General features: G+C 39.0%; 15 protein-coding genes. 11 read left to right on the forward strand and 4 right to left on the reverse strand.

From position 1 onward, the window contains the following. Positions 1–73: 73 nt before the first annotated feature. Together FBF83_RS17605 and nikC are read left to right on the forward strand one after the other, a co-directional pair. A complete protein-coding gene (locus tag FBF83_RS17605) occupies positions 74–1078 on the forward strand; it encodes an ABC transporter permease (protein WP_136948454.1) in 1005 nt (334 codons plus the stop codon). 12 nt (positions 1079–1090) lie between these two features. After that, positions 1091–1990 (forward strand): nickel transporter permease, encoded by a 900-nt coding sequence (gene nikC / locus FBF83_RS17610; RefSeq protein ID WP_136948455.1) that lies wholly within the window; start codon positions 1091–1093, stop codon positions 1988–1990. Between the two features lie 30 nt (positions 1991–2020). On the opposite strand, the gene FBF83_RS17615 is transcribed toward nikC, so the two are convergent. After that, complete coding sequence (locus FBF83_RS17615) at positions 2021–3103, reverse strand: FUSC family protein (protein ID WP_136948456.1); 1083 nt, start codon at positions 3101–3103, stop codon at positions 2021–2023. A gap of 191 nt (positions 3104–3294) precedes the next feature. Next, positions 3295–4587: a glutamate-1-semialdehyde 2,1-aminomutase gene (locus tag FBF83_RS17620; protein WP_136948457.1), complete on the reverse strand. Its 1293-nt coding sequence runs from the start codon at positions 4585–4587 to the stop codon at positions 3295–3297. A 148-nt stretch (positions 4588–4735) separates the two neighbouring features. On the opposite strand from FBF83_RS17620, the gene FBF83_RS17625 reads away from it, so the two are divergent. From FBF83_RS17625 to FBF83_RS17635, 3 genes are read left to right on the forward strand one after another with little or no spacing between them, the layout of a single operon-like run. After that, positions 4736–5749 carry an ABC transporter ATP-binding protein gene (locus FBF83_RS17625; RefSeq protein WP_136948458.1) on the forward strand — a complete coding sequence of 338 codons (1014 nt, stop codon included), beginning with the start codon at positions 4736–4738 and terminating at the stop codon, positions 5747–5749. Continuing rightward, a complete protein-coding gene (locus tag FBF83_RS17630) occupies positions 5742–6533 on the forward strand; it encodes an ABC transporter permease (RefSeq protein WP_136948459.1) in 792 nt (263 codons plus the stop codon). The genes FBF83_RS17625 and FBF83_RS17630 overlap by 8 nt, the downstream gene beginning before the upstream one ends. 3 nt (positions 6534–6536) lie before the next feature. Then, positions 6537–7322, forward strand: coding sequence for an ABC transporter permease (locus FBF83_RS17635; protein WP_136948460.1), 786 nt, complete (start codon positions 6537–6539; stop codon positions 7320–7322). A gap of 157 nt (positions 7323–7479) precedes the next feature. Here the strand turns inward: FBF83_RS17635 and FBF83_RS17640 are convergent, their stop codons facing one another. Next, positions 7480–7719 (reverse strand): sigma factor-like helix-turn-helix DNA-binding protein, encoded by a 240-nt coding sequence (locus tag FBF83_RS17640; RefSeq protein ID WP_169525607.1) that lies wholly within the window; start codon positions 7717–7719, stop codon positions 7480–7482. Between the two features lie 157 nt (positions 7720–7876). Here FBF83_RS17640 and FBF83_RS17645 point away from each other — a divergent pair, with 157 nt between their 5' ends. From FBF83_RS17645 to perR, 5 genes are all read left to right on the forward strand, one after another. Further along, positions 7877–8308 (forward strand): ion channel, encoded by a 432-nt coding sequence (locus FBF83_RS17645; protein WP_169525609.1) that lies wholly within the window; start codon positions 7877–7879, stop codon positions 8306–8308. A 53-nt stretch (positions 8309–8361) separates the two neighbouring features. After that, the gene (gene bcp / locus FBF83_RS17650) at positions 8362–8832 is read left to right on the forward strand and encodes a thioredoxin-dependent thiol peroxidase (protein ID WP_136948463.1); all 471 of its coding nucleotides are present in this window, start codon (positions 8362–8364) and stop codon (positions 8830–8832) included. 238 nt (positions 8833–9070) lie between these two features. Then, positions 9071–10021: a D-2-hydroxyacid dehydrogenase gene (locus FBF83_RS17655; RefSeq protein ID WP_136948464.1), complete on the forward strand. Its 951-nt coding sequence runs from the start codon at positions 9071–9073 to the stop codon at positions 10019–10021. A 1-nt stretch (position 10022) separates the two neighbouring features. Continuing rightward, positions 10023–10577 carry a cob(I)yrinic acid a,c-diamide adenosyltransferase gene (locus FBF83_RS17660; protein ID WP_136948465.1) on the forward strand — a complete coding sequence of 185 codons (555 nt, stop codon included), beginning with the start codon at positions 10023–10025 and terminating at the stop codon, positions 10575–10577. 109 nt (positions 10578–10686) lie between these two features. Beyond that, on the forward strand, positions 10687–11121 hold the full coding sequence (perR, locus tag FBF83_RS17665; RefSeq protein ID WP_136948466.1) for a peroxide-responsive transcriptional repressor PerR: 435 nt from the start codon (positions 10687–10689) through the stop codon (positions 11119–11121). 55 nt (positions 11122–11176) lie between these two features. Here perR and FBF83_RS17670 read toward each other — a convergent pair whose 3' ends face one another. After that, positions 11177–11542 (reverse strand): YgzB family protein, encoded by a 366-nt coding sequence (locus FBF83_RS17670; protein ID WP_136948467.1) that lies wholly within the window; start codon positions 11540–11542, stop codon positions 11177–11179. Positions 11543–11752: 210 nt separating this feature from the next. Here FBF83_RS17670 and FBF83_RS17675 point away from each other — a divergent pair, with 210 nt between their 5' ends. Next, positions 11753–12619: a nucleotidyltransferase-like protein gene (locus FBF83_RS17675; protein ID WP_136948468.1), complete on the forward strand. Its 867-nt coding sequence runs from the start codon at positions 11753–11755 to the stop codon at positions 12617–12619. The last annotated feature ends 317 nt before the right edge of the window (positions 12620–12936 follow it).

A 12936-nucleotide genomic window follows, 5' to 3' on the forward strand; every position in this document is an offset into this window, starting at 1 on the left:
AGTTGATTTATTTAATACATAATAAGTAGTAAATCAATCATGAATCGCACATAAGGAAGAAGAGGTGAGTTACATGCTTGCTTATACAGTTAGACGGTTGTTAATGCTTATCCCAGTTTTATTTGGAATGACACTGATCGTTTTTTTCATGATTCGAGCAATTCCTGGAGATCCCGCTCAGGTTATTCTTGGACAGCAAGCAACAGAAGAAGCCATTAAGAGTTTAACAAAACAGCTCGGACTCGATCAGCCATGGTATCTTCAGTACGTAGATTATATTAAGAATTTGTTTACTGGTGATTTAGGTACTTCTCTACGAACAAGTTCTGATATTAGTGGAGAGATTTGGCCGTATCTTGCGGCTACTCTAGAACTTTCACTTGTGGCTATGGTAATAGCTATTTTTATTGGTGTGAATGCGGGTATCATTAGTGCTTGGTATCAAAATTCATGGTTTGACTATACAGCTATGGTTCTTGCGTTAATCGGTGTATCGATGCCTGTATTCTGGCTTGGTTTAATGGAGCAGTGGGCATTTTCTCTTGAGCTTGGATGGCTACCATCTACCGGTCGTGAAAATGTAAGGAATCCAGTTGAGGCCATTACACATCTTTATCTAATTGACACACTTATACAAGGTCGTATGGATCAGTTTGGCGAAGTAATCAAGCATTTGATTCTTCCTGGGATCGCACTTGGTACTATTCCAATGGCTATCATTGCAAGGATGACACGTTCGAGCATGCTCGAAGTAATGAGATCTGATTTCGTTCGTACAGCTCGCGCAAAAGGTACAAGAATGTTCTGGGTTGTTTACAAGCATTCTCTCAAAAATGCATTCATCCCGGTTTTGACTGTTATCGGTCTTCAAATGGGTCTATTACTTGGCGGTGCTATTCTTACTGAAACAATATTCGGGTGGCCAGGTATCGGTCGTTATATATATGATGCGATTAATTTCAGAGATTACCCTGTTATTCAGTCTGGTATTTTGATTGTTGCAGTAATCTTTGTATTCATTAATCTAATTGTCGATCTGCTATATGCTGCAATTGATCCTCGAATCAAATACAACTAAGGGGGCTTCGAAATGGCTGAAATTGCTCCACAAAAACAAGTAAATGTATCAAAGCAACCAGACGAAGAAGTAATATCACCATGGCGTGAAGCCTGGAAGGGATTCAGGAGAAATAAGCTGGCAATGGTCGGCATGGGGATTGTTCTCTTCTTCATTCTTCTTGCCATTTTCGCTGGCGTTATTGCACCGGAAGGAATAAATGAACAAAAGTTATCCGAACGTCTTCAATCACCTTCAGCAAGCCATTGGTTTGGGACAGATGATTTTGGACGAGATATTTTATCACGTATTATTTATGGTGCTCGCATTTCACTATGGGTTGGTTTCTTTGCTGTACTCGGCTCAGCAGCTGTAGGTAGCTTACTTGGGATGGTAGCGGGTTATTATGGACGTCTTGTTGATACGATTATTTCTCGTATCTTTGATATTATGCTTGCGTTTCCAAGTATCCTTCTTGCAATTGCTGTTGTAGCTGTACTTGGACCATCACTAAGAAATGCCTTGATTGCGATTGCCATTATTAATATTCCTAACTTTGGTCGACTCGTTCGTTCACGAGTATTAAGTGTGAAACAGGAGGAGTATGTGATGGCGGCAAGAGCCGTTGGCATGAAGGATTCGCGAATTATTTTTCATCATGTTCTTCCGAATTCACTAGCACCGATTATTGTTCAGGGTACTCTTGCAATTGCAACAGCTATCCTAGAAGCGGCAGCACTTAGCTTTCTGGGGCTTGGTGCACAGGCACCTCAGCCTGAGTGGGGAAAAATGCTTGCAGATTCGCGCTCCTATATTATCCAGGCACCATGGACAGTATTCTTCCCAGGTCTTGCCATCATGCTAACCGTCCTTGGATTCAACCTTCTGGGGGATGGCCTCAGGGATGCACTTGATCCAAAAATGAAGAAATAGAAAAATCAGCCGAAACCGGCTGATTTTTTTCTATTTGGCGTGAAGTTCCTGGATATCAACTTCATTCTCTTCTTGATGATAGGAGTGGAAGCTATCGACTAGTAGATCTAGGTGCTCGAGATGATCATGATAATCAATAATCATCCCAATTAGAGGAAATATCGTCATCCATAGCTCCCGGTTGCATTCACCACTTTCATATAGCTCCACGTAGCGCTCAGTTAAGGTCGTCTCACCAGAACCAACATTATTGAGCATTTCTTCAGGTGACTGGTGTCTTACTTTTCCAATGTATTTCAAATGGATACGTTCATGATAGTTGGTGAGCTGATCGAGGTGTGTTTGAATGAGTTTTCTCACCTCATCTGGCATGATTAGAATTTTCACATCAAGTTGATCAAGAATCTTTAATATAGATAAAGATTTTTCAGTAGTAGCTATCATCTGTCTGAACAGCACTAGCTTTCGTGCTTTGACAAGATTCTTTCGTTTAAAGTAGGTTCTCTCTTCTTTATAAAGTAGAAAGTACTGATCGCTTTTGATTGTGTCTTCTTTTAACTTAATCAAATTTTCTTTTAACACTTTGTGTTCAGCATCATTTCTTGTAGCTAGTCTAATCCACTGTGAAATGTATTCTGTATTGCTTACGATTTTATGAAATAACTTCGTTTCGTATTTCGGAGGTAGGAAGATCAAGTTCACAAAAGATGAACTGATGACTCCAACCATAATCACGAAAAACCGGTTTGTAGCAAATGAGATAAATTCCTCTTGTGGTGCATTCATTATGAGTATGACGGTAACGATTGCAAGTGGAATCGTACTCTCAATCTTTAATTTAATGTTAATTGCAATGATTATGATTGCACCAAGACCAATGACAATAGGCTGATTACCAAATACGATCACAAGACCAACTGCAAGCAAGGCTCCGATAATATTGGATTGAAACTGATCGATAATGGTTTGGTAAGACCTGTAGATTGATGGTTGAATAGCAAATAGTGCAGCTACCCCAGCAAAAGACGGAGGTTCTAAACCAAGCCAGGTTGCAATGTAAAGTGCGAGTGTAATCGCAAGCCCTGTTTTAAATATACGGGCACCAAACTTCATTCTAATATTAGTCCTTTCGTTGAGTACTTATAGTATAGAGAGTATCCTCTATTGACTCATTTAAACATAAGAGAACGTTCTAGTTATACATCGGAATGCTCTCTATAGCAAGCCCTATTTTTCATTAATTAAAAGAATAGTACAAAAGGCAGAATGAATTAAATCCATTCTGCCTTTTCTTATGCGTCAGCTTACTCTGCCATTCTAATGAATGTGCGTTTGACTGCTTCAAGCGTATCATCGATATCTTGATCGGTATGCTCAGTTGTTAGAAACCATGCTTCGTATTTTGACGGAGCAAGGTTGATGCCTTCATTTAACATGAGCTTAAAGAACCTCGAGAATTTTCCACCATCGGAGTTCTCCGCTTGCTCGTAATTTATAACTTTTTCGTTGTTAAAGTATACAGTTAATGCACCTTTTAAGCGATTAATCGTAATTGGAACGCCAGATTCCTGTGCGTGTTTATGAATTCCAATCTCAAGGCGTTCTCCAAGTTTATCAAGATGATCATAAACGCCCTCTTCTTGAAGGACCTCAAGGCAGGCAATACCTGCAGAAATGGAAGCAGGATTTCCAGCCATTGTACCAGCTTGGTAAGCAGGACCGAGCGGAGCGACATGCTCCATAATTTCTCGTTTGCCGCCATAGGCACCAATCGGTAATCCACCGCCGATAATTTTCCCGAGAGCTGTCATATCCGGCTCAACGCCAAGTAGGTTCTGAGCCCCACCGTACATGAAACGGAACGCAGTAATAACTTCATCATAGATAACAAGTGCTCCATATTGATGTGTGATTTCATTCACCTGTTGAAGGAAGCCTTCTTCTGGTTCAACTATTCCAAAGTTACCCACGATCGGTTCTACAAGAACGCCTGCAACTTGATCGCCCCATTTGTTCATGGCTTCTTTATAAGCTTCAATATCGTTAAATGGAACAGTAATAACTTCTTTCGCAATACTTGCTGGAACACCTGCAGAGTCAGGGTTGCCAAGTGTCGCTGGCCCTGAACCTGCAGCGACAAGAACAAGGTCAGAATGTCCATGGTAGCATCCTGCGAATTTAATGATTTTATCTCGCCCAGTATAGGCTCTTGCGACACGGATTGTAGTCATTACTGCTTCTGTACCTGAGTTTACAAAACGGACTCTTTCAAGAGAAGGGATTGCTTCTTGAAGCATTGATCCGAAGCGGTTCTCTAAAACGGTAGGTGTACCGTATAAAACGCCATTCTCGGCTGCTTTTGTAATCGCCTGTGTAATATGAGGGTGAGCATGGCCAGTTATAATTGGCCCGTATGCTGCCAGATAGTCTATGTACTTATTTCCGTCAACGTCCCAGAAATAAGGGCCTTTTGCCTTTTCCATAAATACCGGTGTACCGCCACCGACTCCCTTATAAGAGCGGGATGGGCTATTTACACCACCTAGCATAATATCGAGTGATTCTTTATGATGTTGTTCTGATTTTGTGAAATTCATAGTTACCTCCTTGTATTGCTCATTTATCATCTTACATTGTAGCACGAGTTACGAAACCCTTATACCGCTAAAGACAGATGCTCATTCATTGTTTATTAGGGTAAGCTCTTGTAAACTAGATTGGTGTGTGTTTAAAGGAGGAAGACGTATGGAAAAGGTTATTGACGTGCAATCATTGCGCAAGGATTTTAAATCTCACTCGAGCCGCTCAGGTCTTAAAGGAGCGTTTCGAGATTTATTTACAAGAAATTATAAAGTGATTTCTGCGGTTAAAGATATTTCATTTACAGTTAATGAAGGTGAGATGGTCGGTTATATCGGTGAAAATGGAGCTGGGAAGTCTACGAGTATTAAGATGCTAACGGGAATATTAACACCAACTTCTGGGACTGTAAGAGTGAACGGCATGGACCCACATAAAGAACGCGAGAAATTTGTTAGCTCAATTGGTGTTGTATTTGGTCAACGCTCACAGCTATGGTGGGATATTGCTGTTCAAGAGTCATTCCGATTACTTAAAAAGGTCTATAATGTACCTGATGACGTATACAATGACCACATGAATCATGTTATTGAGTCACTTGATATCGGGCCATTACTTGATAAGCCTGTTCGGAAGCTCTCTCTTGGTCAGAGAATGAGATGTGAGCTAGCAGCTGCTCTTCTTCATAACCCCAAGCTTTTATTCCTTGATGAGCCAACGATTGGTCTTGATGTGCTCGTAAAGCTAAAAATCCGAAATTTCTTAAAAGAGATTAACGAGAAATATAAAACGACCATTTTGCTAACAACGCATGATTTAACTGATATTGAAGCACTCTGCGAACGTGTAGTTATGCTTGATGAAGGACAGATCATTTATGATGGAAAGCTTGCAAAGCTTCGTTCGAATTGGGGGGAAGGGAAGCAAATTGAATTTCAGTTTGGTGAACAGGTTAACCTTGAGAATTTGCAACCGTTATTGACCGAACTCCAAGCGGAATGGACTAAGGGCGATCGTGACAATGTTTGGATTGCTAACGTTGTGAATGAAGAGCATGTCATTTCTGAAGTGATTGGTCGAGTCGTAGCAGCAAACAGGATTACGGATATTAAGATTCATGAAATTTCGACTGAAGAGATTATTCGAAATATCTATGAAGAGGGCATGCTCAATGGGTAAGTACATTGAAATGATTCGCGTTCGTTTTTTAATGATGCTTGCCTATCGGACAAACTACTATAGCGGTATCCTGATTTACAGTATTAATATTGGAGCATACTATTTTCTTTGGAATGCGATATACGGTGGAAAAGGGGAAATTGAGGGGTTATCTGTTATCCAGATGACAACGTATATTGCTGTTGCATGGATGGCAAGAGCTTTTTATTTTAATAACATTGATCGAGAAATCGCTCAGGAAATTAAAGAGGGAAAGGTCGCAGTTGAATTTATTCGACCTTACCATTACTTAATGATGAAAACGATGCAGGGACTTGGAGAAGGTATTTTTCGTTTAAGCTTTTTCTCCATTCCAGGGATGATTATCGTAAGTCTCATTTTTCCGATTGAATTCTCAGCAGCTTTATCAACATGGATGTTCTTTACAATTGCTATTATTTTAAGTTTTATTGTGAATACACAGATTAACCTGCTAACTGGTGTGATGACATTCTTCTTCTTCAACAACGATGGATTGATTCGTGCTAAGCGCGTTGTTATCGATTTGTTTTCAGGCTTGTTGCTTCCAATCAGCTTCTATCCTGGTTGGGCTCAGCAGGTTATGGACTTCCTACCGTTTCAAGCGATCAGCTATATTCCTAGTATGATCTTTACAGAAGGCTTTACTGGATTTGCTGTATGGGAAGCAATTCTATTCCAGCTTGTCTGGGCTGTTATTCTTATACTACCAATTCAAGCGCTTTGGGTTATTGCTAAAAAACGGTTGATTGTGCAGGGAGGGTAACGAATGAAACATGCTACTATTTTCTTTCTATATGTATCGCAATATATGAAAACAAGATTAACTTATCGAGTCGATATGCTCATGGAGATCATGTCTGATTTGTTGTTTCAAGCGGTTAATCTTATTTTCATTCTAGTCGTATTTGGTCACACGGATATGCTTAGCGGCTGGTCAAAAGATGAAATTATTTTCATTTATGGGTTCTTTCTTGTTCCATTTGCTATTTTTGGAGCATTCTTTAACATTTGGGATTTTAACGAACGGTACATTGTTAAGGGAGAAATGGACCGTATTCTAACAAGACCAGTTCACAGCTTGTTCCAAATTATCCTAGAACGAATGGAACTTGAATCACTGTTTGGAGTTATAACGGGGATAGCTGTTATGGTTTACGCAGGTAACCGTCTTGATTTAAATGTCTCGTGGTATGATCCGATTGTGTTTCTATTTATGGTTCTCGGTGGTGCTTTTGTATACGCTGGTATTTTCATTCTGCTAGCAAGCATTAGCTTTTGGTCAGATAGTCGAACCAGCATCATGCCGATGATGTATAACATCGGAAACTATGGTAGATATCCAGTCGATATTTATAATAAAGTGATACGCTTTGTATTAACATGGATCCTCCCATTCGCATTCGTTGGCGTCTATCCATCAGCTTATTTCCTTGGTAGAGAAGAGTGGTATGGGTATGCTTTTCTTACACCAGTTATGGGAGTGGCGTTTTTTGGATTTGCTATCTTTATGTGGAATATTGGAGTAACTAAATATAGAGGTGCCGGTAATTAGAAGTCTAGAGGGGAGATCCCCTCTGGACTTTTTTGATATTTACGTAGAGGTAGTTGCTAAAAGAGTGATGGTTGATTTTGCTCCAATCAAGTTTGGTTTGTGTTTTTATTCAAAACCTCTTTCAAAAACAACAATCTATTACAAAAGGGCCTTTTCTTTAGGCAAGTTTTAGAAGTGATAAGTCTATCGTTTCTTTTAATTTTTTCATTCCAAGTCTCACACGGCTTTTCACAGTCCCAAGTGGAATTTTCTTTTTAAAGGCTACTTCGGCTTGACTATATCCTTCTAAATAGATAAGTTGAAGAACTTCCTGTTGTTCGGCTTTCAGAGATTGCAAGGCTCCAAAAATCATTTCTTTGTTACCGAAACCTTCTATAATGTAATGTTCTTTATCCACCAAATGGTAATCTTCAACAACCGTTTCTTTAAAATTTCGTTGTTCTTTGATGCAGGCACACATGAGTAGCGGATGGTCGTCTACACGACACTTGTATCAAAATAGTTCGTCCTAAAGTACAGAACCACTTCATAAACTTATTATGAGGTGTATTCTAATGCTCTTATTAATCACTTGTGCAATTGTTCTTGCTTTTATTAGTGTTGGGAGAAGTATGGTAGCTCTTATGAAAAGAACGAGGGTACCGGGTAGTCTTCTTTCTGTTTATAAGATGTTTCTGTTATTCTTTGTTTATTTAACAATGATTATCGCTTTTGGAAGTATGTATTTAAGTCTAGTTATACTTGATATCCCTGTTCTTCAGGAAGGACAAGTGGATCTTGCGGATATGACGTTAACGCCGCTTACAAGAGTTCAATCTGTCCTTTATTTCAGTGCGGTCACGCTTCTATCGGTTGGCTATGGAGATCTTACTCCAATTGGAGTTGGAAGATGGATTGCGATTTTTGAGGCGTTAATCGGTTACTTAATGCCGGCCGCATTTTTTGTCACGACCATCGTTGATTATCGCGAAAGCCCGAAGTTGTAAGTTCGCATGAATTTCGTTACGCTTAACTTAAGATGATTAAAGGAGGCGTAACAATGAGTGTTGAAATTGGTCAAAAAGCTCCTGACTTCAAGCTTCAAGCAAGTACTGGAGAATTGGTTTCCTTGGAAGATTATAAAGGTAAGAACGTGGTGCTTTATTTCTATCCTAAAGACATGACTCCGGGCTGCACGACCCAGGCGTGCGATTTTAGAGATCATATTGAAGGATTTGAAGAACTCGATACCGTAATTCTAGGTGTTAGCCCTGATCCTGTGGAAAAGCACAATAAATTTATTGATAAATACGATCTGCCTTTCCTTCTTCTTGCTGATGAAGACCATTCAGCTGCGGAAGCATATGATGTATGGCAGTTAAAGAAAAATTTCGGCAAAGAATACATGGGTATTGTTCGCTCTACATTCGTTATAGACAAAGAAGGAACCCTCGTTAAAGAATGGCGTAAGGTTCGCGTTAAAGAGCATGTGGAATCAGCTTTGACTTACATTAAAGAAAATCTTTCTTAAGACGATTGTCTCAAGGGCATCCGACTATACCTATTTTGTTCAGATACATAGAGTATAGTAGATCATATCTTCTGTAGGGGGCGCGTCATGCGCTCTTTTTTTTGTATCCGAAGAAATTTAATATGGATGATCTTTCAGCAGATTTTTATATGGACAAGATTGTTTCGTTTAGAACATTAATAAAAATCAGCTATACTTAAAGCGAGGAGAAGTTAATTAATTTGAGAGGGATGAAAAGGTGCAGATTCTATCAACAGCCAAGTTGCGATCTGAGATTAGGGAGCAGCTTAAAGAGGAATACCCTGAAGTAACGTTTCAGTTCGAACAATCAATGAAGGAAGCGGAACCTTTTTTATCTGAAGCAGAGATTCTTCTTACATATGGTGAGGATCTATCTTCCGACCACATTGAAAAAGCTACACGCCTTAAATGGATTATGGTTCTTTCTGCAGGTCTTGAGCGTATGCCGTTAAGAAAAATTAAAGAGAGAGGCATATTAATTACAAATGCAAGAGGTATTCATAGCATCCCAATGGCAGAATACACGATTTCTGTGATGCTACAGGTTGCGAGAGAAGCGAAACAGGTGATAGCCAATGAATCAGAAAAAGTTTGGAAGAAAAACGTTCCGATGAAAGAAATCACAGGTAGTACAATTGGTGTCGTAGGAACCGGAGCTATCGGCTGTGAAATTGGTCGTCTTGCTCATGCGTTTCGAATGAAAACGCTCGGAGTAAATCGAACAGGGCATGATGCAGACCATTTTGATGAAATCTATAAGAATGAAGATATCCTTTCTATGCTTCCAAAGTGTGATTACGTCGTTGGTGTTTTACCGAGCACGACGGACACCAGGCATTATTTTAGAAAATCGCATTTCGAAAAGATGAAAAAATCAGCAGTATTTATCAATATTGGTAGAGGAGATACTGTAAATGAACGAGAGCTACTCGACAGTCTTAATGCTGGCGAAGTGAAACATGCTGTGCTTGATGTATTCGAAAATGAGCCACTTGACCCGTCTCATCCGTTCTGGGAAATGGATACTGTTACAGTGACACCTCATCATTCGGCTATCTCAGATAACTATCAGCCTAGAGCAATTGAAATATTCAAGTATAATTTAAGGAAATACTTAAAAGAATCTAATGATATGAAAAACGTAATTGATCCTGATAGGGGGTATTGAAATGAAAATTTATACGAAAACAGGAGATAAGGGTGAAACATCTCTAGTGTACGGGCAACGTGTACCGAAAAATGATGTACGAGTAGAAGCATATGGAACATGTGATGAAGCGAATTCTCAGATTGGTCTCGCCTTGAGTTATGTTCAGAACACGCATTTTGACGGAAAAGAAGAGTGGCAAACAATCTTCCACAAAATACAAACCTGGTTATTCCATGTAGGCGCTGAACTTGCAACTCCCAAAGGTAAAAAGGTTGGATGGACTGTTGAAGAAGAGCATATTAATGAAATGGAAAACCAAATTGACAAATGGGAAAAACAATTAGAACCACTTAAGAACTTTATTCTTCCTGGTGGACACTCATCTGGAGCAAGCCTTCATGTAGCGCGTACAATCGTTCGTCGCGCTGAAAGGAATACTACGATGATTGGAGATGCTAATCCACTCGTTCTGTCTTTCTTAAATCGTCTCTCAGACTTTCTATTTGTAGCTGCTCGATATATTAACTATCACATGGGAGAAAAAGAAAGTATTCTTCATCAGGATCAAAAATAGTGTAATCCCTACTACATGTACGATTATTGACAAATCCCACCTTTAGGATGTACACTATTTATAAACATTACAAAGTAAGAATGCTTGTTGAAAGTGAGGTGCATGACGAATGGCTGAAGAAAAACTGCACGAAGCAATTGATGCAATGAAAAGTTCAGGAGTTCGCATTACTCCGCAGCGTCATGCCATTCTGGAGCATTTGATCCAGTCTATGTCCCATCCTACAGCTGATGAAATATATAAGTCTCTAGAAGGTAAGTTTCCTAACATGAGTGTTGCAACAGTTTACAATAACTTAAGAGTATTTAAGGAAATCGGACTAGTGAAAGAATTAACTTATGGAGATTCTTCTAGTCGATTTGATTGTGTAACAACGGATCATTATCATATTATTTGTGATGATTGTGGTAAGATAGTAGATTTTCATTATCCTGGATTGGATGAGGTAGAAACACTTGCGGAACAAGTAACAGGTTTCCGCGTTGGTGATCACCGAATGGAGATTTACGGTAAATGTCCTGATTGCCAGAAGAGCAAACATTAGATATTTAGCCAAGAACAAAGGCTTCCCCATTATATGGAGGAAGCCTTTGTTCTTGTTATGACTGTTTTTTCTGGATTTTCTTAATGTTGTATTTCTCGTCGAATTCTTTGCCGTCAAGTTCTGGATCCATTGTTAGTGGTTGTTTGCAGTGCATGCATGCATCTACACGTCCTAGAACTTTGGTCGGCTTCTCGCAATTTGGACAAACTACTTGAATAGCTCTTGTAGAGAGCATTCCGATCCAAAAGTACACAACAGCACTAGCAATCGTTGCAAGAAATCCAATTAGCATGAAGGCGGTCATAAGAAAAACAGAAGTCTTGAAAAATATTCCTATATACATAATCGCAATTCCGATAAAGACAAGACTCAGTGCGAACGTACGAATTTTATTAATCTTATTGGTATACTTTAGTTGCATTGCATGTCCCTCCTGCACACAAGTATAGCATATGCATAGGGTGTAAGCACTTTCCTTGTTAGACTACATACAAATTTCAAATATAGGTTGCTTAATTTATTACAGGATTTATAATGTGGACTGTTGAATACTTAAGTTTATACGGTAAAAGGTAAAATGGATTTTAACAAATGGTATTATTAAGTATAAATACTTCTGGAGGATACAATGATGGAGAACCTTTTAAGGCCGATTTATCAAGAGAGAGCCAGTCATCCCGATACACTCGGTGTCCTGGTGATTGAAAAAACGAAGCCGTTTCATCCACTGACAGACAATTTCGATGTTGTTTTATTGATCATTGTAAATAATGATGAAAAGTCATGGTTCGTAAAACACTATGAATTTGAAGATAAGAAGGCTGCTATGCACGTAGTATCAGAACAACAGGTTAATGAGTGGTTAGGATCTGGTAGTCACCGTCGCCTAGTTGCGTGGCTTGTGAATGGTAAAATCATTTTTGACCGTAATGAATACATAGCCGGATTAAAAGAGCGTATTCGTGACTTCCCTTATGAAGAGCGGACACGAAAAATAGGTGTTGAATTTGCTCGACTTATTAGAAGATATACGGAAGGAAAAGAATTATTTGCTTCTAAGCAATATATGGATGCTTATAACTTTATCCTTCATGCTTTGCACCATCTAGCTCGTCTTTCAGTAATTGAACATGGTTTTCACCCAGAGATTACAGTTTGGAATCAGGTGAAACATATTGAGCCAGAAATTTTCAAATTGTACACCGAGCTATTATCTGGAGAAGACCCTCTAGATAAACGTCTTGAATTGCTTCTTTTAGCTAACGACTTCTCTTTATCTTCTAAATCTAATAATGCAACAGTTCATATACGAAATGTCATGAATGAACGTAACAGTGCATGGACATATCAGGAATTAATGGAAGACGAACAATTAAAAGATTATGGCATAGATCTTGGGGCGCTTCTTGAATATATGATTGATAAAAATCTAATTGAAGTTCATCGAAGTGAGACTAAAGGTGCTGGAATATTCATACGTGAGTACAAAGCTATATAAGGAATTAATAGAACGGAGAAAAAATATCAACAAAAGGGTTGACCGTATTTTTTCTCCGTGGTATATTATTACTTGTCGCCGCGAAGGAATGACGAGGCAACAAAATGAATTAAAAAAACTTGTTGACTTCGACTGAGTTAATGTGGTAAATTAATAAAGTCGCTGAAAACGACATCGAAAGAAACAAATTGATCTTTGAAAACTGAACGAAACGCCATGTAAGTAGTTGTTTCTACGGAAACAAAACATTGTTTTAAAAGCTAGATTAAGCTTTCTATCGGAGAGTTTGATCCTGGCTCAGGACGAACGCTGGCGGC

Source organism: Guptibacillus hwajinpoensis, from assembly GCF_005144865.1.
Classification (GTDB): Bacteria; Bacillota; Bacilli; order Bacillales; family Guptibacillaceae; genus Guptibacillus; species Guptibacillus hwajinpoensis_A.